Raw genomic sequence first — 23305 nt, 5'->3', positions numbered from 1 at the left:
TGGTTAGGTGTATTCACTCTCACTTTTACGAACACGGCGAGCCAAAAGCGCATATCGCTCAGCGATCGTTTCACCGAATACCGGATCATCATCGTTGTTTTGCCATTGCGACTCAACGTTCTGCCAATCTTCTAATTCAAACGTTTGATTAATCAATGGCAAAATCGATTGTTCTTCCAACTCTAAATGCTGTTTTTGACCTTGTAGAAAGGCCTCCAGTTGCTCAATAAACACATCTTGTGGCACAACCGCATCGTTTAAAATCATCTCCATGACATCGAGAAACTGATGGGTAATTTGCGCCAACTCTTGATGTTCACGCTCCAAATTAGCCACTTGCTGTTCATCGCCGTAATGTGCCATGTAGTGGCGGTACAGAATGTCCTCTTTCGGGTGATGCACTTTCTCTGAATGGCTTGCTAAATAATCAACGATTTCTTTCAGAAGGCTGTAGTTGATCGGTTGCTCGCTTTTCACCAGATCCAATTTGTGGCGTAAAATCGACAACAAACGCACCATATAACTGTGCTCGCGGCGGATTCGTTCCATCATCATCTTATCAATCTCCATACTTGTACTAAGGTAAAGTGTACATAAGGATTGATATATCGGCTTTGAAACTGGTCGAAAAAACGCCAATTGCATTAAGATTCGAGCTCGGGCTGCCAGTTAATGGGAGCGATACCTTGCGCTTGCAGCAATTGATTGGTTTTAGAGAAATGCCGACATCCTAAAAAGCCCCTGTGCGCCGAAAGCGGTGAAGGGTGCGGAGCCATCAAGACATGATGGCGCTGGCGATCGATCATCTGGCCCTTTTTCTGCGCGTGCGATCCCCACAATAGGAAGATCAACCCATTTCGGTGTTGATTCAAGGCGTCAATCACACGATCCGTGAAGGTTTCCCAGCCGGTATTCGCATGAGAATGGGCCATACCTTGTTCAACAGTCAATACGGTGTTGAGTAGCAAAACGCCCTGCTGTGCCCAACTTTGTAGGTAGCCATGAGGTGGGATTTGAAATCCAGGGATATCTTGCGCTAACTCTTTATAAATATTGACTAACGAGGGCGGTGTTTTGACACCCGGTAGCACAGAGAAACACAAACCATGCGCCTGATTAGGGCCGTGATAAGGATCTTGCCCCAAGATCACCACTTTCACGTCACCAAACTCGGTAAAGCGAAAGGCGTTAAACACATCTTTAGCGGGAGGATAGATAACTTTTCCGGCTTGACGCTGGCTTTCGACAAATTGCAGAGTTTGTTGAAAGTAAGCCTGCTGCTTTTCATTACCAATGACATCATGCCACGTCAGTGATTCAGACATATCAATACCTTAAATTATGATTTCTGTTGGCATTGTATACCCAAACCACGCTCAGTTGCAGCTAAGCGAAAATAAGTGCACCGACTTCAATATTCACAAGCGGAAGGCAACCTCGCTCTCCTGTTAAAGAGAGAGGTTGCTTAGCCATTCATCTGAATACGGTTTTTGTTATCTTAATGCGGTTTTTGCGGCTGTGGAGCACGATGATGCCCTTGCCCATTGACGTGTCGATTAGGAACCGGGCGACGAGCGGCGGGTCTGGAACTGGGTGAAGCAGTTTGAGTTAATGAGTTCATAGCGGCATCCTTCTTACAACGCTGACCCTGAGCATGATGAAAGAAAGATGCCAAATCTGTGAAGTTTGCCGATTAATTCTCTTTTTGCGTCGAAAATTTGCGTAGCGTTGCGATCTCAGTCGCCCAAATGTCAGGATCAATCGTTTCTAAAATCAGAGGGATACCGTTAAATCGAGCATCTTGCGCGATATATTCAAAACACTCCCAGCCAATCTCTCCCATACCTAAGGAATGATGGCGGTCAACGCGGCTAGCCAGCTTACCTTTTGAATCATTGATGTGCATTGCGCGCAAATAGTGCATACCGACCACTCGCTCAAACTCAGCGAATGTCTCATCACACGCGGCTTTCGTACGCAAATCATACCCTGCGGCAAAGGTGTGGCAAGTATCTAGGCATACGCCAACCCGCTCTTTATCCTCAACTTGGTCAATGATTGCCGCCAGATGCTCAAAACGCCAACCTAAGTTACTCCCCTGCCCTGCGGTATTTTCAATCACCGCAATCACATTCGGTACTTGACGATGCGCAAGATTAATTGACTCAGCAATTGTCGCTAAACACGCCTCTTCCGAGACCTGCTGTAAATGACTACCGGGATGAAAGTTAAGCAAAGTTAACCCTAACTGATCACAACGCAGCATTTCATCGACAAAAGCGGCTCGTGATTTGTCGAGCTTCTCGGGTTCTGGAGCCCCTAAATTAATCAGATAAGAGTCGTGCGGCAAAATCGCCTCACTGCCAAATCCCCATTTTTTACAATTGGCTTTGAAAGCACGAATGCTGCTCGCTTCCAGTGGCTTAGCTGCCCATTGGCGCTGGTTTTTGGTGAAGAGAGCAAAAGCATTCGCTCCGATTTCATGAGCTCGAACTGGCGCGAGTTCGACACCACCAGAGGCCGATACATGTGCCCCGATTAACTTCTCATACATATTACGACTTCTTATTGTTGCTAAATGACTTCGGACTTTCAGTTCACAGCGCTAACTTTCTGATTTTCTCTGGCACGGGTCAAGTTGGATTACAATTTTGTAGTAAAATTACAACAAAATACAACTTAACTATTTTTTATTATTTAAAATAAATTTAATCATCATTGTTTTTAAAGCATTTATTGACACAAATCAAAAACCAAACCCCAGTATAAAAATGGTTTTTTGTTGTAATTTGACCTAAATCAATATCAGCAGTATGGATATTTGCTATATAATAGCCAGCTCAACAAGATCTGAAAATTAACACCAATAACGCCACTTGATGTGGACTAGGAGAAAGCGATGATCCAAGGTATCCAAATCACTAAAGCTGCTAACGACGACCTACTGAACTCTATCTGGTTGCTAGATAGCGAAAAGAATGAAGCACGCTGTGTTGCTGCGCTGAAAGGCTTTGAAGCTGATCAAGTGGTTAGCATCAACGATCTTGGTCAATTCGAAAGCCGTGAAGTGGCTATCGAAGCGGCACCACGTATCGAAGGTGGCCAACATTTGAACGTAAACGTACTGAAGCGTGAAACTCTGGAAGATGCGGTTGCGCATCCAGAAAAATACCCACAGCTGACTATTCGCGTTTCTGGCTACGCCGTGCGTTTCAACTCTCTGACTGCTGAGCAGCAACGCGACGTTATCGCGCGTACTTTCACTGAATCTCTGTAATCGTCAGTAAAGAATCCATACTAAAACGGTGCTCAATGAGCACCGTTTTTTATTATCTTCGCTTTCTCAAATCCGCGGATTATTTCACATTCACCAGTAACGTACGCAGCGCTGCGAAATCGGCATTCAGCTCTTGTGAGAGCAATTCCATCGCCGCATGTTTTGCCAATGGCGCTGGTAGAGCAATGTCGGTACCTAAAATATCGTCCACCACTTCTTTGAATTTGGCGGGATGCGCGGTACATAAGAACAGCCCCGTTTCTTGCAGCTGGCGCTGCTCTTCCAATACACGGTAAGCAATCGAACCATGCGGTTCACACAAGTAGCCTAGATCGTAAAGTTCTTGTACGGCTTGCGCACTTTCCTCGTCAGAAACCGCGCCTTTGCCCAGCGTTTCTAAGCCCCATCCCATACGTTGGCAGAGCTCTTCGATACGCGGCCAGTTGTTCGGTTGGCTGACATCCATCGCATTTGACGTTGTTGCTACCGTGGGTTTGGGTTCCCAACGTCCCGTTTCCAAGTAACGTGGCACTGTATCGTTGGCATTGGTTGCCGCAATAAAGCGCTTCACCGATAAACCCAGTGCTTTGGCTAACAGCCCTGCGGTTAAGTTACCAAAGTTGCCACTAGGCACTGAAATCACCAGATTTTCACGCTCAGCTTTGCTCATCTGCGCAGCGGCTTCAAAGTAGTAACAGATTTGCGCCATCAAACGGCTGATGTTGATCGAGTTGGCGGAGTTCAAACCGATCTGTTGACGCAGCTCTGCGTCATCAAAAGCTTGTTTCACTAGCGCTTGGCAAGCATCAAAATCACCATTGATCGCCACGGTGTGAATGTTTTTACCTAATGTGCAGAACAGCTTTTCTTGCAGCGGACTGATTTTTCCTTTCGGATAAAGGATCACAACATTAATATCTGGCATGCCATAAAATGCGTGCGCAACAGCAGCGCCGGTATCACCGGATGTCGCCGTCAAAATCGTGATTTTTCCGCCGTTCGAGACCGCCGCCAGAGACTGGGCCATAAAGCGACCACCAAAATCTTTAAACGCGAGCGTTGGCCCGTGGAACAATTCGAGCGCGTAAACGCCCTCTTTCACTTTGGCAATCGGTGCGGCGAATTGAAAGGCGGAATCCACCATAGCGCGAATTTTATCCGCAGGCAGTTCATCGCCAATCAACGCCGATAAAATCTTGCTGCTACGAGAGACGAAATCTTCGGCTAATAGCGCATCAATATCGTCAAACTTCGGCAATTGTGCCGGAAAAAATAGGCCTTGATTGCGGCCTAACCCTTGGCGAACGGCTTGACCAAAAGAGACTTGTTCATCATTTTCTTTTATGTTGTACAGCTTCATAGCTCACTTCCTGTTACTTTCGAACCTTGCTTGTCTAGACGACAAATGTGGACGAATCCTTCTTCATTTTGCACATAGTTTTGCTCAAGCCAACGTGCCACACGTTCAGCCACTGCTTGTTCTTTGCACACGCTAAACAAAGTCGGACCACTGCCCGAAATGCCCGTTGCCAGTGCGCCAGCCGCAGCGGCGTAGCTGCGCGCTTTGGCAAAACCCGGCAGCAGTTTCTCACGATAGGGTTCGGCAATCACGTCTTTGATCATTTTTGCCGCTAATTCAGGCTGCTGAGTATGGCAAGCGTGAATAAATCCTGCCAGATAGCGGCCATGCGCCACAATATCTTGGCGGCGATATTGCGCAGGCAAAATGGCACGCGCTTCCGCCGTGGACACCTTGATCCCCGGATAGGCCATCACCCAATACCAGTCATCAAAACTCGGCACGGATTGACTAATGATACCGAGTTCTTCGAGCATCAACTGCACGCCACCTAAATAGCAGGGAGCAACGTTGTCATAGTGAATACTGCCAGAGATCTTGCCTTCCATTTCCCCCATCAGAGCCAGAAGCTCAGTTTCATCAAGCGGACTGGCGTGAAACTGATTCAACGCATCCAGAGCCGCGACAATCGAGCAAGCACTGGAGCCCAATCCTGAACCAATCGGCATATTTTTTTCTAGCGTCATGGTCAGCGGCTTCAGTACCACCGACTTTTTCTCTAGCTCACGCGCGAATACTTGCCAGCAGTCATACACAATGTTTTCTTGCGGATTAGCGGGAAGCTTATCGACAAATCGCCCCGCCGTTTTCAGTGTGAAAGCCTCTGCGCCAGCTTCCACTTTCACTCGATCGCCGAGTAACGTGCCATCAATCGGGGACACCGCGGCCCCCAACACATCAAATCCGACACTGACATTACCGATGGAAGCGGGTGCGTACACCACAACACTCATGTCACCTGAACTCATTTCTATTAAACCCCTAATTTCCAACCGAGTGTACGCATCACATCTGAGAACACGCCTGCAGCAGTCACTTCAGAACCCGCGCCGTAACCACGTAATACCAATGGGATTGGCTGATAGTAACGGCTGTAGAAAGCCAGCGCGTTTTCACCTTCTTTGACTTTGAACATAGGATCGTTTTCATCAACCGCGACAATCCGCACTTGGCACTGGCCATCGACGATTTGCGCCACATAGCGCAGCACTTTACCTTCGGCTTTGGCTTGCGCTACTCGCTCAGCAAACGCGGCATCGGCTTGCGCTAAACGAGCCATGAACTCCTCAACACTGCCTGAAGCATCAAAGCCAGCGGGCAGAGCTTGTTCAACATCCACATCGCTCAGCTCCAACTCGTAACCCGCTTCACGCGCCAAAATCAGTAACTTACGCGCCACATCCATACCAGAGAGGTCATCGCGCGGATCTGGCTCTGTAAAGCCTTTCTCTTTAGCAAGCTGCGTTGCTTGGCTCAAGGTCATGCCTTCATCCAATTTACCAAAGATAAAGGAGAGAGAACCTGAGAGAATACCGCTGAATTTTTCCAGCTCATCCCCTGCTGCAATTAGGTTTTGCAAGTTTTCGATAACGGGCAGACCCGCGCCAACTGTAGTTTCATACATCAGTTTACGACGCGAGTGACGCGCCACATTACGTAGCTGATGGTAATAACTCATGCTAGCGGTATTGGCTTTCTTGTTCGGGGTCACCACATGGAAACCTGCGGCGAGGAAATCCGCATACTGGTTAGCAATCTCATCACTGGACGTGCAATCCACCAATACTGGGTTAATGATGTGATTACGCTGCACCAAAGCCACCAGATTCTCTAAACTGAACGCTTGATCCGCATTGACCATACGATCGCGCCACTGCTCCAACGGCAAGCCTTGGCTATCAAGCAGCATGCCTTTACTGTTAGCGAGGCCACAAACGCGCATCATGATGCCTTTTTCCGCAAGCTTGGCTTGTTGACGCTGAATTTGATCCACCAACTCACCACCCACGCCACCAACACCGACCACAAACACATCTAAAAAGTGTTTAGAGTTGAAGAGGTTTTCGTGGCAAGCCTTGATCGCTTCTGAAATCTTATCATCGGGGATCACCGCTGAAATCGCACGCTCAGAAGAGCCTTGGGCAATTGCAATCACGTTGACGTGTACTTCGGCCAGAGATGAGAAAAATTGCGACGCGACACCGCGAGAGGTGCGCATACCATCACCAACCAGCGTGATGATGGCGACGTTATCGACAAACTCAACCGGCTCAAGCAGGCCATCTTTGAGTTCCAGTTCAAATGCATCCGCCAGCGCTTGCTGTGCCAAAGCTTTATGTTGTGCTTCGATACAGAAACTGATGCTGTATTCCGAAGAAGATTGAGTGATAAGCACGATCGACACATCGGCCGCTGACATCGCGCCAAACACGCGGCTCGCCATCCCCACCATGCCTTTCATTCCTGGACCAGAAACGTTGACCATAGTGAGATTGCTCAGAGTGGTAATGCCTTTGATCGCGAGTTTATCTTCGCCAGTGTCTTGGCCAATCAAGGTGCCCGCACCTTGTGGATTGAAGCTGTTTTTGATCAAACAAGGGATTTGAAATTGAGCAATCGGTGCAATGGTCTTCGGATGCAACACAGATGCTCCGAAGTAAGAAAGCTCCATCGCCTCTTGATAGCTAAGGGATTTAAGAAGGCGCGCATCATCGACCAAACGCGGATCGCAGTTATAAACTCCATCCACATCCGTCCAGATTTCACAACAATCCGCACGTAAACAGGCAGCCAGTACCGCGGCTGAGTAATCCGAACCGTTACGCCCTAAACAGACCAACTCACCCTGTGCATTACCCGCAGTAAAGCCCGGCATGATATTGACGTGCTGTTGTGGCAATGGTGCTTGTCTGAAACGCTGAGTCGAAATTTCCACATCGACCATAGCTTCAAGATGATCCCCTTTGGCAAGCAGGTATTTAACGGGATCAACCAAATTCGCTGGCAGACCTTTGGCTTCCATCACCGCTTTCATCAATTGAATGGAAACGCGTTCACCTTTACTGATAATGCGTGCATTCACATTGTCTGGACACATACCGAGCAACGTAATGCCGTGCACAAACTGGCGTAACTGAGTCATGGAAGAGTGCACTTGCTGTTGATAAGCACTGTCATCCAAATTCGGGAGCTGCGCTTTAATGCCATCAAGCAAGGCATAGAATGAGCTCTCTAGCTCTACGATTTGCGCTTCCACCTCTCCCTGACGTAAAGCACTTTCAATCACTGCCACCAATTTATTGGTGGTTTTTCCCGGAGCAGAGAGGACAACGGCCACCTCTTCCTGCTGTGCGTTATTCGCGATGATATCGGCAGCGCGTAGAAAACGCTCCGGATCCGCCAGCGATGAACCTCCAAACTTTAATACTCGCATCCCTTCCTCCAAATGCATAAAAAGCGGGTATAAAAAAAGGCCTGTATCGGTTGGGATACAGGCCTTTTTTGTGAAATTTTGCGCTCAGCAGCCTGCCCCAACATGCGACGTGTCGGTAATGGTAATAATGGTGGTCATTACGATTAGGCTGTGATTCAACATAACGGTTTTTCTGTCTATCTGTGTGTTTGCTTGCAAATACGTTTAACTCATTTGCGTTCAAGTCGTCAACGAAAATCTGCTTTTTTTATTGAGGATTTTAAAAATCTTCGACTGTGCATACTCAAACGACTTGAGGTGATAAGTGGGCAACTAGTGAGCGTATCACGCTCAAAATAGGCTGATGCTGTGATTAAAAGGACGAGCCTCGTCAATAACGCCACAACTTAATCTGCGCATTCATCTAGGGGGTCATCATGAGTTTTTCAATCGGCACAACCAGATAGCAAGCCACCAACAATCTGCCTATATAGAAATAACAAAATGCTATAAAACTCTTTGTGGAATGTATGTGTTTTTATGCTTAAATTGAGCGTACCTATCAATCTTGGCTGGTACATCCGGGGCTATCGTGAAAACTGCTTTTTTCTGTTTGATAACCTTAATGGCTCCATTTGCCGGAGCAGAGCTGCTTCCTGCCTTGCCCTCAGAGAGCAATGCCTCGCCGCACAAATTATTTATTGCCAGCGATAACAGCAGCCAAAGCTTTGATAGTTGGACGATTGATGGTGGTTACGCTTACAACCTGTTTAACGATATCGACCTGTATGTCGGTGCTCGCATTCATAATCGGTTGGATAATGGAGCACAGGGTTGGCTGAGTGGCATTGGCTATCAATTTACCGAGCGTCTCTCGTTCAAAAGCACCTTAATTGCCTCACCCAAGGTGGAAAGTAAAAACCAAGAAGCTATGGTATCAGCCGAATTGTCGAGCCGATTAAAATTAACCGAAAATCTCGACTTGCATACCACGCTGGACTACCAAGAATGGCAGCAAGCCGTCGAGTTTGGTGTCGGTTTTCGCTTTTAAGCTACATCAAGCGCCGTTTCTGACATCAAAATACCATTCCAATCGGCATACAAATAATCGCCCGGTTCAACGATCTGATTTTGCATCGTCAAAGTGACATTCACCTGCCCTGCGCCGCGCTTTTCGGTTTTGAAGGGACTTGTGCCTAATGCTTTGATGCCTAAATCCATCTCAGACATTGCGACCACATCACGCACTGCGCCGTAAATAATTACGCCTTCCCAATCATTTTTGATGGCTAAAATCGCCAACTGATCACCCATTAAGGCTTTGTGGCATGAACCGTGACCATCCACAACCAATACTTTGCCCTTGCCATTTTGGCTGAGCACATCACGTACTTTAGAGTTGTCGTGATAGCAACGAACTGTCACTATTTCGCCCCAAAATGCGCTGCGTTGACCAAAATTTTGCAGCGGTAAATTGAGTAAGGTGACTTGCGATTCGTACTTATCGCAAAGATCTGGGGTTATATCTCTCATCATTCCTCCATGATTTTTATTTTTCAGATCTATTGTTTCCCTATTGGCCCGAGATGAAGCTCGCTCTCATCAACACAAGAACAGAGATAAAGGTCGCCGTCTTGTACAAAATAGATCGCGTTTTGAGCAAATCTCTGCGCCAATTTTCGGGCTTCTGAAAGCGGCATTACGACCGCAAAACTCTCTTCAAACCAGTGAAAATGAGCGTCTCCTACCCTCACTTTCACCCAATCATAATCGATCAAGCATTGCTGTAAACGTTGATTATTTACGCAATTCTCATCATCTGACAAGCGAATACTCTCAGGGTTCCATGCGGTAATTATGCAGTAAAATGGCCAATTTACTGGCTTTTCAAAGGCAAATTTCACGCTTTGGTAGGCCAGCCAAAGGCTAGCGTCAATCTTGATCATTTGGTAATTTTACAACTCGTGATTGTTCTTAATATCTGTTACATTCTAACTCTTGATGTAAATCAACAAAGTGATTGGAATTAACATTCGGGCGTTGTTAGCATGCTGTTAACATTATAGAATCCGCCCCATAGACTAGTAGAACCTCTTGAGAATGGGAGTCTCAACACTAGTTACACCAAGGATGGCGGACAAAAAGTAGTGACATAAATTAGATTTTTTACTTTATTGTTAACATCACTAACCGGTATGTAATCTTTTTGCCTAGAATGACTTCTACTAGCACGATTTTTTCACAAGTTTAGGTAACGCTAATGCAAACCCCGCAGATCCTTATCGTCGAAGACGAGCAAGTAACTCGTAACACTCTTAAGAGTATTTTTGAAGCAGAGGGATACGCTGTTTTTGAGGCCAGCAATGGTGAAGAGATGCACCAAGTGCTGTCCGATTATCCAATTAACTTGGTGATTATGGACATCAACCTGCCAGGAAAAAATGGCCTGCTGCTTGCACGCGAACTGCGTGAACAAGCGGATGTAGCGCTGATGTTCCTGACCGGTCGCGACAATGAAGTAGATAAGATTCTGGGCCTAGAGATCGGCGCAGATGATTACATCACCAAGCCTTTCAACCCACGTGAATTAACCATTCGCGCACGTAACTTGTTGAGCCGCTCAATGCATGCGGGCACCACACAAGAAGAAAAACGTAGCGTCGAAAAATACGTGTTTAATGGTTGGGAACTGGACATCAACAGTCGTTCACTGGTGAGCCCTGATGGTGATAGCTACAAGCTGCCACGTTCTGAGTTCCGTGCTCTGCTGCACTTCTGTGAAAATCCGGGCAAAATTCAAACTCGTGCCGATCTCCTGAAAAAGATGACAGGCCGTGAACTCAAACCACACGATCGTACTGTTGATGTAACTATTCGTCGTATCCGTAAGCACTTTGAATCTGTGTCAGGTACGCCAGAAATCATTGCCACCATTCACGGTGAAGGCTACCGCTTCTGTGGTGATTTAGAAGATTAACCTCTTCTTTTATATCTAATTAGAGAAGACCCTAGCCAATGGCTAGGGTCTTTTTTTATCACTGCTTTGCGTTTGCTTGCTGAGTCAGCCAGCGCTTCAATACAGCAATGTCAGACTGATATTCGTTTTTGATCTCTTCCACCCAGTCACTGATGTTCTCCCACCATGCAGGAGCTTCCGGCGATTGCGCTTTCTGAGCAATCTTTTGAATGCGTTTTAACCCGACAGAGCCTGCCGCACCTTTGATTTTATGGGCTTCACTGACAATACCTTCTTGATCTTTGGCCACCATATTCGAGTCCAATACAGCAAGATAGGCTGGCATGGATTGTTCGAATAAGTGCACGCTATCAATCACGGGTTGGCTACCGACAATCTCAACATAGGATTGCAACATCTCAAGATCCAGTAACTGCTGATAGAGATCGTCTGGTACTTCTTTTTCTTTATTTGATTTCACTTTAGCGACGCTCTCACCGGCATGATGTTGCGTCATCTTCGCAATCACTTCTCGCACCGCCGCTACCGATAAAGGCTTGCTTATCGCAGCATCCATCCCTTTTTGACGATACTCTTCTTTATCTTTCAATACATTGGCAGTTAATGCCACTAATGGCGGTAATGAGGAGTAATGGGTGCGGTAATAGTGAGCGATATCGAAGCCTGTCATATCCGGTAGCTGAATATCGAGGAACACCAGATCGTACTCTGTTGGGTTAAAGCCTTGGATCGCTTCTTCGCCCGTCATGGCGACCGTCACCTTATGCCCCATACTTTCAAGTAATGAACGAGCAACCGTAATATTGAGCTCAATGTCTTCGACCATGAAAATATTCAGCTGAGTTTGCGGCTCCTGTGGCTCAATCTCAATCGGCGCTTCGGCTAACAAGGGGACTCGGATCGTTACGGTAAAGGTGCTGCCAAAACCCTCTTCACTGTTGACGCTGATATCGCCACCCATCAACTTAATCAACTGACGTGATACGGCTAAGCCGATGCCAGTCCCCACCGCATGTAAGTTATCTTTGCCTGACTTGACCTGATAATACATGGCAAAGATTTTTTCTTGTTCCGCTTCCGGAATGCCAATCCCGGTATCTTCAACTTCAATCGTGATCTCTGCATGCTGCGCATCGCATTCTGCGCTGACCGTCATCACCACACCGCCCTCTTTGGTGAACTTCATCGCGTTACTGAGTAGGTTCCATAACACTTGACGCAGACGTGTCGAGTCCACTTCCACTAAAGAAGGCAAGTCAGTTAACCGTTCTAAATCAAAACGTAACCCTTTTTGCTCCGCCATTAAGGCCGCCAACACTTCAATTTCTGCCACAAACTCTTCAAAGTTGAGGGCTGCAGGGAAAAGCTCTAATTTACGGCGGTCAAACTTATCCATATCAATAATATCGTTGAAGATATTACCCAGCGTCACAGCACTGACATTGATGGTTTGTAAATGCTTACGCTGCTCACTGCTCAATGGTGTATCGAGCAGCATCCGGCTCAAACCAACGATACCATTGAGCGGAGTGCGCAGCTCATGGCTAATGGTAGAAATAAACGTGGTTTTGTCGCGGCTGGCTTTCTCCAATGATTCTTCATGGCGTTTACGCTCGGTGATATCACGGCCAAAACCGACCAAGCCAAGATGGCGGCCATCTTTGTTGTAAAAAGGCACTTTACGCAGTTCAAAGAAGCTCTTACGACCATCAGGGTACTCCAACCACTGCTCGTAAGTAATCGCGGTGTTGTTGTTAAAAACTTGCTGATCCGTTTCGACAATTGATTGAGCAATCTCTTTGCGATAAACATCCCAAGGCGTTAACCCCACTAGCTCACTTTCGCGCTTTCCGGTCAGCTCTTCCATCGCTCGGTTGCAGCCAGAAAACTCACCTTTGGCGTTGCGGTAATAGATCAAATCGGGAGATGCGTCGATGAAAGAGCGTAGCAAAGCGGTACGTTCGGCCAATTCCACTTGGGTTTTTTCACGCTGATACACTTCATTTTCAAGGTCAGCCATCGCTTCTTCGCGTGCCTCTTCTGCCTTGATCCGTTCTTCGATTTCTTGATTGAGTTTAACGATGTTTTGCTGAAGTTTTTGATTGAGTTCTTGATCGCGCGAACGCATGTCTTTGAGTTTAGACACCAATTTCGAGAGGCGTTGGCGTGACTCTTCAAGCTGATCAACCACCACAGAAAGAAAGTACACTGCCCAAGGTGTGATAAGTAAACCAAAGAATACCGAGCGGATAATGTCGATATCATCGACGAAACCGTTGAGGATCAGCGTGATCCCCACTTGTACCACCACAGCCAAAGCAACCAAGGCGAGAGCTAAGAGAATGGAGAAACGTAAAATGCCCAATTTGACTAACAAATCAACGTAATACTGGGCGAGATTTTTCATCGGTTTCATTCACTGCTCCGTCAGATAAAGAGCACTTAGTCTAGCCTTTTTCCCACACAAACGTTAGCAGCACTTATCCACTTCTTGGCGCTGTGACAGGGCGAACCGCACAGTTTTAGTGGTTTGGTTGATAAATTGAGGTCTGATTGCGGCCATTCGCTTTGGCTTGGTATAAAGCCCGATCCGCTAGCTCAACCATTTGCTCAGGTACATCCTCAGGCCGAGGAATAAGCGTCACTATGCCTAAGCTGACGGTAATCCTATCGGCAACCTTAGAATGATCATGTGGAATCGCTAATCCACGAACTTTCTCATGGATTCGCTCTGCGACCAGTATTGCTCCGGACTGTGGTGTATTGGGCAGCAAAATACCAAACTCTTCTCCCCCGTAGCGGGCAACACAATCAGAATGGCGATTGGCGACTTGAGTAAAGGCAATCGCTATCTGTTTGAGCGTCTCATCGCCCATCAAATGGCCATAAGCGTCGTTGTAATCTTTGAAATAATCGACATCACACAGAATGATGCTTAATGGTTTGCCTTCACGCACATGCAAATGCCAGAGGGTATGCAGTTGTTCATCAAAACGACGACGATTGGCAACATGAGTCAAGCTATCTAAAAAGCTTAGGCGTTCCAGCTCTTGGTTGGCGGCTTCTAATTGTTCAGCGGCGAGATAGCGCTCCGACACATCTCGCGCCATGATCAGCACGCCATTGGTGCCCGAAGCCGGATCTCGAAAAGGCGATTTCACAACATCAAACCAGATAAACTCACCATCTGAGCGTTCAATTCTGTCGATGTAGCGCAGAGACTTACCTTGGTGCAGGACTTGGCTATCCGTATCGGAAAGACGCGCATAGATGTGCTCGGGGATCACATCTTGCAGCCGTTTACCAACCAGATCTGACACTTCCGCGATCCCGAGAGCTTCCACAAACGGCTGGTTACAGGCTTGGTAGACCATGTTTTCATTGAAGATACCAATCGAATCGGGGCTAGATTCTAAGATGTTTTGTAAAATCGTATCGCGCTGTGCCAATGCCACTTCGGTGTCACGGCGTTTTTCCATCTCTTCTCTTAATTGACGCTGCATGTTGTACCAGTCGGTCACATCATGACTGATGCCAAGTAGCCCAATATTTTCACCTTGCGGCGACATCAATACCCGTTGGTAGGTTTCTAACAGACAGCTGCGCCCATCAGGCGTCACAGTCCAGCAACGCTGACTCGTGCGCCCTTTCATAATGCCTTTAAAAGTAGCGCTGCCCTCTTCAATCCGGCCTTGCCAAAACTGATCAAACGCTCGGTTGGTTGCGATTAAGTGGCCTTCGGTACTTTTAATAAAAATCAGCTCGGAGAGGGAATCAAGTGCCGTGCGCGCTATCGCCAGTGAGTGGCGCTCTTGTTGAATGTCATGGCTGGGACACTCAAAACCAATCACATTCACTAGCCATAATTTCTTCGGCCAACGACGTAAGAGCGAAGCTGAGATCTCTAGAGTTTGGGTCAAATTGCCCGGCACAGGCCAAAGCAGAGGGACGGAACGCTTTTGCTGTGCACTGCTGGCGAGCGCTCGATAAAAAGCTTGCTGACTCTCTTCACTCTGCTCGGCAGAAAACAGATAGTGACGTCCCACCAAGCGGATCCCCAGTAACAAATACGCGGCAAGATTGGCACGTAAAACGCGATCCTCTCCTACCAAGAGCATCCCTGACGGTGCATGGTGAAGTAACTGAATCCACTGTTGAGGTTGAACATAGCGCTGCCATCCTGAAAAAAGCCATAACCCACCACCAAGCACAAGCCCGGCAGCGAACAAGAAACGTACAAATTCAGAGAGAAATTCAGGCATGCATTCAGCGGTGTTATTGATGATTCTTTAAATAGTACAAAAGATTATCTGACTTTGCTGCGGATTATTACTTTAAGTTCAAAGGTGAATACTCAAAAGGCGTACCGAGCAACGAGCCCTGAGCCCCTTCTTTTTCCAATCTTTGGCCAATCGCTGTCATCGCCCACCAGCGATTTTCGCACCACAACGGGGCAAGTAGCGTTGGCCTGCGGGCTGCAGAAGAGACGCGATGATAAACAATCTCAGGGGGTGTAGAACGGATCATCTCGCAAGCGATGGACACATATTGATCCTGATCGAGTACCGTTAAACGCCCCGCTCGCCACGCTTTGGCCATAGTGCTGCCTTCTACGATGTGTAAACCGTGCAACTTAATGCCATCGGTGCCTACCTTCAGTACTTGCTGTAACGTGGTGAGGTTTTCAGTGCGCTCTTCACCGGGTAACCCAACAATCAAGTGAGTACACACTTTGATACCTAACGCTCTAGCTTTGGCAGTGATCTCTGCGTAGCAGGCAAAATCGTGCCCGCGGTTAATGCGTTTTAAAGTCTGGTCGTGCGCCGTCTGTAAACCCAATTCAAGCCAAATTTCATAACCTTGCTGCACATAATCGGCGAGCAACTTAAGCACCGCATCCGGTACACAATCAGGACGAGTGCCAACACACAACCCCACAATATCCGCTTCTTCTAGGGCTTGTTCGTACATGGATTTCAGCACTTGCACTTCCGCATACGTGCTGGTGTAAGCTTGAAAATAAGCGAGGTATTTTTTGGCGCGTTTGATCTCCCCCGCCCGATCTTTCAACTGCGCTTGAATACTCTGCTGCTGAGTATTTTCATCGGCAAACGACGCCACATTACAGAAAGTGCAGCCGCCACGGCCTATCGTGCCATCGCGATTCGGACAACTGAATCCACCATGCAGCGTTAACTTATGGACCTTCTCTCCATAACGGCGTTGTAAATCTTGACCTATGGTGTTCACCAGTTGATGTAAATGCATCGGCTCGCTCAATCTAAATACAAATATCTCTCACTACCATCCGTGTAATTTAATTACATTTCCAATCGAATTGGTCACAAATTTTAATCCCTCGCGTTTGATTTCAAACAGCGTCAAATCAATAAATAGGCATAAAATAAACACTATTTGCATTTTGTTTCTAGTTTGTTAAACAAAACATTCATCTAGCTGTAAAAAAATAAACCAAACCGCAGACTTTTCGTTGGAATTTGCGCCAGCAAAATTGTAGGATACTTTCAGTTTTCCGTGCTTTTTTGCTCAATTAATTACAAAAAACGCGGCAGACTATCGGTGATATTCCACACCTACCAAAAGAATCCACTAGTAAAGTGGCTCGACAACAGGAATGTCACTAAGGATTGTCTTTCTCACAATATATTTCCTGTGAGAGACGGAAAGGACGCGGATCTGCTCCCTAAGCAGATTTCACTCAAAACAAAAAGGACAGGACGTATCGCCCAAGCGACTCATTCAGCGGATGCTGCTTGATGCGTGGCGGGAATAACTGAGTGCACACTCAGTGCGGTTGCGTCCTCAATAACTGGAAGGATGTATCTATGGTAGATAAAGCGCAACGTTCGCGTGGTCTTTATACGCCTGAGCTGGAGCATGATGCTTGTGGCATCGGCTTTGTCGCTCACCTGAAAAATCGCAAGTCTCATCAGGTGGTCACTCAAGCTTTGGACATGCTCGCACGCATGGAACACCGTGGCGGTCAGGGTTGTGACCCTTGCAGCGGTGACGGTGCGGGTATTTTGTTGCAAAAACCTCACGAATTTTTACTCGAAGAAGCGGTTAAACTGGGGATCAAGCTGCCTTCATTCGAAAAGTACGGTGTTGGTGTGGTGCTGTTCCCGAAAGATGAACATAAACGCGCCCAATGCCGCGACATTCTAGAACGCAATGCCAAACGCCTTGATCTGGATGTGATTGGCTACCGCGTTTTACCGACCAATAACAGCATGTTGGGTGCCGACCCCCTCAGTACCGAACCACAATTTGAACACGTGTTTATTTCTGGCGGCCCGGGTATGCAGCCTGACGAGCTAGAACGCAAGCTGTACGTGCTGCGTAACTACACCGTTCGCGTCTGCCTTGAGAGCGTGTCGAACATCGGTGATGATTTTTATATCAACTCGATGTCGTACAAAACCTTGGTCTATAAAGGTCAGTTGACTACAGAGCAAGTACCGCAATACTTCCTCGACTTGCAAAATCCGACCATGGTGACAGCGTTAGCACTGGTGCACTCGCGTTTTTCGACCAACACCTTCCCGAAATGGCGACTGGCTCAACCTTTCCGCTACATCGCGCACAACGGTGAGATCAACACGGTTCGCGGTAACTTGAACTGGATGAAAGCGCGCGAAGCGATTTTACAATCCAAGCTGTTTACTCAAGCTGAAATCGATATGCTGCTGCCTATCTGCCAAGAAGGCGCATCCGATTCGGCTAACTTTGACATGGTACTCGAACTGCTGGTGCTTTCCGGTCGCAGCTTGCCTCACGCTCTGATGATGATGATCCCAGAAGCATGGCAAGAAAACAAAGCGATGGATCCTAAGCGCCGCGCCTTCTATCAATACCACGCTAACGTCATGGAACCTTGGGACGGCCCAGCATCAGTGTGCTTTACCGATGGGGTACAAGTAGGCGCCACACTGGATCGTAACGGTCTGCGTCCGTCTCGTTATACCGTGACCAAAGACGATTTTCTGATCATGGCTTCCGAATCTGGCGTCGTGGAAATTGATCCGGCCAATGTGGAATACCGTGGTCGTCTGCAACCGGGACGTATCTTTGTTGCCGACTTAGAACAAGGCCGTATTATCTCAGATGAAGAGGTGAAAGACGGTATCGCTTCGGCGCAGCCTTATGAAAAATGGGTAGAAGAAAACCTACTCAGTTTGAAAAAACTGCCGGATGCCGACAACGTACATAGCCAACCGTCGCCAGAGCGTCTCCTCCATCGCCAACAAGCGTTTGGGGTGAGTAGCGAAGAGGTCAATGACATCATTCTGACTCTCGCGCAAACTGGTTATGAGCCGCTCGGTTCGATGGGGGCAGACTGGCCGGTCGCCGTGCTGTCACACCAATCTCAGCATCTCTCCAACTACTTCAAGCAGTTGTTTGCCCAAGTGACCAACCCACCGATCGACCCGATCCGTGAACGCATGGTGATGTCGCTCAACACTTATATCGGCCGCGATCAAAACTTGCTAGCAGAAACCCCTGCGCACTGTCGTAAGGTCGAATTGGAATCGCCGGTCATTTCTAATGCTGAGCTTGAGAAAATCCGGGCAATCGATAACGAGCACTTGCAAGCCAAAACCTTAGACATCGTATTTCGTGCCAGCGATGAACCGGGCAAGCTCGAACGCGCTCTGAAACGTATTTGCCAATACGCGGAAGATGCGGTGATTGATGGCTATTCGATCATTTTGCTGACCGACCGCGCGGTAAACTCCAACCACGCCGCCATCCCAGCCATGCTGGCTGTAGGCGCGGTGCACCATCACCTGATCCGCAAAGGTCTGCGTTCGAAATGCGGCATTGTGGTGGAAACTGGTGATGCGCGTGAAACGCACCACTTTGCAACCCTACTCGGCTACGGTGCAAACGCAGTCAACCCGTATCTAGTGGTGGAAACCATCGTCGATCTCAAGCGTCAGAAGAAACTCGATGCCGATGTTTCGGTAGAGAAATACTTCGAGAATTACCGTAAAGGCGTGAACGGCGGTCTGTTGAAGATCTTCTCTAAAATGGGGATTTCGACGCTGCAGTCTTATCACGGTGCACAGATTTTTGAAGCGCTCGGGATCAGTAAAGCGGTGGTCGATAAATACTTCACTGGCACCATCACCCGTATTCAAGGTTTGACCCTCGACGACATCGCTAAAGAAGTGTTGGTTCGTCATCGCATTGGTTACCCAACGCGTGAAATCCCACTGCAAGTGCTGGATGTCGGCGGCGTGTATCAATGGAAACAGCGTGGTGAGCAGCATCTGTTTAACCCAGAAACGATTCACCTGCTGCAAGAATCGACTCGCCACAAAAATTATCAGCAGTTCAAGAAGTACGCAGCCGCGGTGGATAGCCAAGGCGATAAAGCCGTTACTCTGCGCAGTCAGCTTGATTTTGTGAAAAATCCAGCGGGTTCCATTCCGATTGAGGAAGTGGAACCGATCGAGAGCATTGTGAAGCGCTTTGCCACCGGTGCGATGTCGTTTGGGTCTATCTCTTACGAAGCGCACTCCACACTGGCGATTGCGATGAACCGTCTAGGCGCGAAATCCAACTCCGGTGAAGGTGGTGAAGACCCAATGCGTTTTGAGCTAAATGCCAACGGTGATTCAGAGCGTTCAGCGATCAAGCAAGTAGCATCTGGCCGTTTCGGCGTGACCTCTTACTATCTGACCAACGCAGATGAAATCCAGATCAAGATGGCGCAAGGGGCGAAACCGGGCGAAGGTGGTCAGCTACCGGGTGATAAAGTCGATGAATGGATCGGGGCAACTCGTCACTCGACACCGGGCGTCGGCCTGATTTCGCCACCACCGCACCACGACATTTACTCTATCGAAGACTTAGCCCAGCTGATTTTCGATCTGAAAAACGCCAACCGCAAAGGTCGCGTCAACGTCAAACTGGTTTCTGAAGCCGGTGTCGGCACCATCGCATCGGGTGTGGCTAAAGCCAAAGCTGACGTAGTACTGATTGCCGGTCACGATGGCGGTACGGGTGCATCACCCATCTCTTCTATCCGTCATACCGGTTTACCTTGGGAACTGGGTCTGGCTGAAACCCACCAGACTCTGCTCAAAAACGGCCTGCGTAACCGCATTGTGGTGCAAGCCGATGGACAGATGAAAACCCCACGCGATATCGCGATTGCGGTACTGTTGGGCGCTGAAGAATGGGGCGTCGCAACCGCTGCACTGGTGGTTGAAGGCTGTATCATGATGCGTAAATGTCATAAAAACACTTGCCCTGTCGGTATCGCCACACAAAACAAAACTCTGCGTGAGCGTTTTGCTGGCCGTGTGGATGACGTTGTGACCTTCTTCCAATACATGGCACAAGGCCTGCGTGAAATCATGGCTGAGCTCGGTTTCCGCACCATTAACGAAATGGTTGGCCAAGCGCACAAACTCAAAGTGCGTGATGATATTGGCCACTGGAAGTACAAAAACCTCGATCTGTCGCCGATCCTCTTTATTGAGCAGCCGCGCAGCGAAGATGGTATTTACTGCCAGACTCAGCAGAACCACCAGCTCGAAAGCATACTGGATCGCACCTTGATCCAATTAGCAACGCCTGCCCTTGAGCGTGGTGAAGCGGTCAAAGCAGAGCTACCGATCATCAACACCGATCGCAGTACCGGCACCATGTTGTCTAACGAAATCTGTAAGGTTTACAAAGACCAAGGTCTACCACAGCCAATGCAGGTGAAATTCAACGGCAGTGCGGGACAATCTTTCGGGGCATTCCTCACTAAAGGCGTTTACTTTGAAGTGGAAGGCGATGCTAACGACTACTGGGGCAAAGGTCTTTCTGGTGGCACGCTGGTGCTCTACCCGAACCGTAACGCCACCATAGTTCCGGAAGAGAACATTGTAGTCGGTAACGTCTGTTTCTACGGCGCAACCTCTGGCGAATCTTACATTCGCGGCCTAGCGGGCGAGCGTTTCTGCGTGCGTAACTCAGGTGCCAAAGTGGTGGTGGAAGGTATCGGCGATCACGGCTGTGAATACATGACCGGCGGTGTCGCAGTGATCCTCGGTTCAACCGGCCGTAACTTCGCCGCAGGTATGAGTGGCGGTGTGGCTTACGTGTGGGATAAATCTGGCGACTTCCAATCTAAGCTCAATGCAGAATTGGTTGATCTGGACCCTATCGAAGCGGAAGACAGAGCCCTACTCAAAGAGATGTTAACCAAGCATGTTCAATTCACAGGAAGTGAAGTGGCCAAAGCTTTCCTTGCCAACTTTGACGCAAGCCTAGCCACTATGGTCAAGGTCATGCCGCGTGATTACAAAGCGGTACTGCAAAAGCGTAAAGCACAGGAGCAACAAGCCACATTAGCAGCGGAGGCGGTATAAATGGGTAAAGCAACCGGATTTTTAGAATTTGGTCGTGAACTGCCGAAAAAAATCGACCCGGCAGAGCGCATCAAAAACAACAAAGAGTTTGTCCTTAACCAAGAGTTTGGTAAGAAGATCAATCAGCAAGCTTCACGTTGTATGGATTGTGGCGTGCCGTTTTGTCATAACGGCTGCCCGATTGGCAACATCATTCCCGAGTTTAACGATGCAGTGTATCGCGACAGTTGGGAAGAGGCTTGGAATATTCTGAGCTCGACCAACAACTTCCCAGAGTTTACCGGTCGTGTCTGCCCTGCACCTTGTGAAACCGCCTGTGTGCTTGGCATCAACCAAGATCCGATCACCATCTGTAACATTGAAAAAACCATTGTGGAACGTGCTTACCAAGAAGGCTATGCCAAGCCGAAAACGCCACGTTCACGCACCGGAAAAACGGTCGCGATCATTGGCTCAGGCCCTGCGGGGCTGGCCGCGGCGGAGCAGTTGAATGCCGCGGGTCATAGCGTCACCGTGTTTGAGCGGGATGAAAAAGTCGGCGGCTTGCTGCGCTTTGGCATTCCCGATTTCAAACTCGGTATGGATGTGATTGATCGCAAAATCAATCTGATGGAACAAGCGGGCGTTAAGTTCGTGGTCAATGCGCATATCGGTGTAGACATCAACGCTCAACAGTTGCGTCAGGAGTTTGATGCGGTATTGCTGACGGGCGGCTCAACCGTACCACGTGATCTGAGCATTCCCGGACGTGATCTGAAAGGCGTTTACTTCGCGATGCAGTTCCTCGCGCAAAATAACCGCCGAGCCAATGGCATGGATCTGAAAGGTGAAGAGATCCACGCTAAAGGCAAACATGTGGTAGTGATCGGAGGCGGCGATACTGGCTCCGACTGTGTCGGCACCTCTAACCGCCACGGCGCTGCGAGTATCACTCAAGTGGAGATCATGCCGATCCCACCGCAAAAGCGCCCAGTGAATATGCCTTGGCCGCAATATCCGATGATTCTGCGCACCTCTACCTCTCATGAAGAAGGCTGTGAGCGTCATTGGAACATCCTCACCAAAGAGTTCATTGGTAATGAACAAGGTGAAGTGACGGGTCTACGCATCGCTGACATCGTTTGGAAAGATGCAGCCCCCGGTGAGCGACCAAGCTTTGACGAAGTGGTGGGCAGTGAACGCGTCATTCCTTGTGATATGGCATTTCTGGCGATGGGCTTCTTGCATCCAGAGCCACACGGCGTGCTTGCTCAGTTGGGGATTAAGCTTGATGAGCGCGGCAATGTGGCGACGCAAGATTTTGCGACCAACCAAAAAGGCGTATTCGCCGCAGGTGATATGCGCACAGGCCAATCCTTGGTGGTGCGCTGTATCAACGAAGGTCGCGAATGTGCGCGAGCCGTTGACACCTTCTTGATGGGCAATACCCATCTTGAGGCAAAAGCGGACTCACTCATGCTGTCAGCATAATCCTCTGTTGGCGCGGGTGATGCATCCTCATCCGTGTCAACACAACCGTTTCCTTCCATATTGTTTTACTTCGGCCAGCACTCCCTGCTGGCCTTTTTTATGCCTATTCTCATCACACGGGATAAAACCTTGAGTTATCTGTAACTGAGAGAAAACTATCCCATTGAATATAATGACATTATTTGAAGTATTCCTCGGCAAATACCCTGCAAACCCTATTTTCAACCAATAACTTGACCTTTTGTACAATAAGCTATAGGTTGTGAATTCGGTGAAAATAAAATCCCGCAAAAATGTTAATTAATTAACCTGAAATGTTAGTTAATTATTCAAATTATAAAGATTTAAATGAATAGTTATACCCAAGCTACTTGAAGCCATCGTTAAACGGAAGTGGATGAATCCCCATCAGCATAGA

Annotated in this window: 18 protein-coding genes and 1 other annotated feature; of the genes, 5 read left to right on the top strand and 13 right to left on the bottom strand. The window is 48.2% G+C overall.

All coding sequences use genetic code 11. The features are described from left to right. Positions 1–3: 3 nt before the first annotated feature. From T411_RS0104185 to nfo, 4 genes are all read right to left on the bottom strand, one after another. Entirely contained in the window at positions 4–555 is a 552-nt protein-coding gene (locus tag T411_RS0104185) for a hemerythrin domain-containing protein (protein WP_000979815.1), read from the bottom strand. 89 nt (positions 556–644) lie between these two features. Further along, the gene (gene ung / locus T411_RS0104180; RefSeq protein WP_000004496.1) at positions 645–1325 is read right to left on the bottom strand and encodes a uracil-DNA glycosylase; all 681 of its coding nucleotides are present in this window, start codon (positions 1323–1325) and stop codon (positions 645–647) included. A gap of 173 nt (positions 1326–1498) precedes the next feature. Further along, positions 1499–1621 carry a hypothetical protein gene (locus T411_RS1000000121480; RefSeq protein WP_254898439.1) on the bottom strand — a complete coding sequence of 41 codons (123 nt, stop codon included), beginning with the start codon at positions 1619–1621 and terminating at the stop codon, positions 1499–1501. A gap of 72 nt (positions 1622–1693) precedes the next feature. Next, positions 1694–2554, bottom strand: coding sequence for a deoxyribonuclease IV (nfo, locus tag T411_RS0104175; protein WP_000273042.1), 861 nt, complete (start codon positions 2552–2554; stop codon positions 1694–1696). Between the two features lie 345 nt (positions 2555–2899). On the opposite strand from nfo, the gene grcA reads away from it, so the two are divergent. Then, the gene (gene grcA, locus T411_RS0104170) at positions 2900–3277 is read left to right on the top strand and encodes an autonomous glycyl radical cofactor GrcA (RefSeq protein ID WP_000614136.1); all 378 of its coding nucleotides are present in this window, start codon (positions 2900–2902) and stop codon (positions 3275–3277) included. A 79-nt stretch (positions 3278–3356) separates the two neighbouring features. Here grcA and thrC read toward each other — a convergent pair whose 3' ends face one another. The 4 genes from thrC to thrL all read right to left on the bottom strand — a co-directional run bounded on the left by thrC (position 3357) and on the right by thrL (position 8268). Beyond that, on the bottom strand, positions 3357–4637 hold the full coding sequence (gene thrC / locus T411_RS0104165) for a threonine synthase (RefSeq protein WP_000780995.1): 1281 nt from the start codon (positions 4635–4637) through the stop codon (positions 3357–3359). Beyond that, a complete protein-coding gene (thrB, locus tag T411_RS0104160) occupies positions 4634–5590 on the bottom strand; it encodes a homoserine kinase (RefSeq protein ID WP_000118016.1) in 957 nt (318 codons plus the stop codon). Before thrB ends, thrC begins: the two co-directional genes overlap by 4 nt. Before the next feature lie 20 nt (positions 5591–5610). Next, on the bottom strand, positions 5611–8070 hold the full coding sequence (gene thrA, locus T411_RS0104155; protein WP_001264648.1) for a bifunctional aspartate kinase/homoserine dehydrogenase I: 2460 nt from the start codon (positions 8068–8070) through the stop codon (positions 5611–5613). 30 nt (positions 8071–8100) lie between these two features. Continuing rightward, positions 8101–8219 (bottom strand) — a sequence feature (Thr leader region). Further along, positions 8155–8268: a thr operon leader peptide gene (gene thrL / locus T411_RS1000000120005; protein WP_001925859.1), complete on the bottom strand. Its 114-nt coding sequence runs from the start codon at positions 8266–8268 to the stop codon at positions 8155–8157. It overlaps the preceding feature by 65 nt. Before the next feature lie 406 nt (positions 8269–8674). On the opposite strand from thrL, the gene T411_RS0104150 reads away from it, so the two are divergent. Next, a complete protein-coding gene (locus T411_RS0104150) occupies positions 8675–9100 on the top strand; it encodes a hypothetical protein (protein ID WP_000035219.1) in 426 nt (141 codons plus the stop codon). Here the strand turns inward: T411_RS0104150 and T411_RS0104145 are convergent. Together T411_RS0104145 and T411_RS0104140 are read right to left on the bottom strand one after the other, a co-directional pair. Further along, positions 9097–9582 (bottom strand): putative 4-hydroxy-4-methyl-2-oxoglutarate aldolase, encoded by a 486-nt coding sequence (locus T411_RS0104145; RefSeq protein WP_001204903.1) that lies wholly within the window; start codon positions 9580–9582, stop codon positions 9097–9099. The two genes, T411_RS0104150 and T411_RS0104145, sit on opposite strands and share 4 nt — an antisense overlap. A 29-nt stretch (positions 9583–9611) precedes the next feature. After that, positions 9612–9995 (bottom strand): DUF3293 domain-containing protein, encoded by a 384-nt coding sequence (locus T411_RS0104140; protein WP_000589997.1) that lies wholly within the window; start codon positions 9993–9995, stop codon positions 9612–9614. Positions 9996–10309: 314 nt separating this feature from the next. Here T411_RS0104140 and arcA point away from each other — a divergent pair, with 314 nt between their 5' ends. Then, complete coding sequence (arcA, locus tag T411_RS0104135) at positions 10310–11026, top strand: two-component system response regulator ArcA (RefSeq protein WP_001194426.1); 717 nt, start codon at positions 10310–10312, stop codon at positions 11024–11026. A 58-nt stretch (positions 11027–11084) separates the two neighbouring features. Here the strand turns inward: arcA and arcB are convergent, their stop codons facing one another. The 3 genes from arcB to mnmL all read right to left on the bottom strand — a co-directional run bounded on the left by arcB (position 11085) and on the right by mnmL (position 16294). Beyond that, positions 11085–13442, bottom strand: coding sequence for an aerobic respiration two-component sensor histidine kinase ArcB (gene arcB, locus T411_RS0104130; RefSeq protein ID WP_000803850.1), 2358 nt, complete (start codon positions 13440–13442; stop codon positions 11085–11087). Between the two features lie 106 nt (positions 13443–13548). Next, entirely contained in the window at positions 13549–15288 is a 1740-nt protein-coding gene (locus tag T411_RS0104125; protein WP_001113844.1) for a diguanylate cyclase domain-containing protein, read from the bottom strand. A 67-nt stretch (positions 15289–15355) separates the two neighbouring features. Continuing rightward, complete coding sequence (gene mnmL / locus T411_RS0104120; protein WP_000550132.1) at positions 15356–16294, bottom strand: tRNA modification radical SAM protein MnmL/YtqA; 939 nt, start codon at positions 16292–16294, stop codon at positions 15356–15358. A 578-nt stretch (positions 16295–16872) separates the two neighbouring features. On the opposite strand from mnmL, the gene gltB reads away from it, so the two are divergent. Together gltB and T411_RS0104110 are read left to right on the top strand one after the other, a co-directional pair. Then, on the top strand, positions 16873–21417 hold the full coding sequence (gene gltB / locus T411_RS0104115) for a glutamate synthase large subunit (RefSeq protein ID WP_000227763.1): 4545 nt from the start codon (positions 16873–16875) through the stop codon (positions 21415–21417). Then, on the top strand, positions 21418–22887 hold the full coding sequence (locus T411_RS0104110; protein ID WP_000513713.1) for a glutamate synthase subunit beta: 1470 nt from the start codon (positions 21418–21420) through the stop codon (positions 22885–22887). It begins immediately after the preceding gene. The last annotated feature ends 418 nt before the right edge of the window (positions 22888–23305 follow it).

Source organism: Vibrio cholerae ATCC 14035 (assembly GCF_000621645.1).
In the GTDB taxonomy this organism is placed as follows: Bacteria; Pseudomonadota; Gammaproteobacteria; order Enterobacterales; family Vibrionaceae; genus Vibrio; species Vibrio cholerae.
Note: the sequence above shows the minus strand (reverse complement) of the source record. Positions and strands in the feature narration are given on the sequence as shown.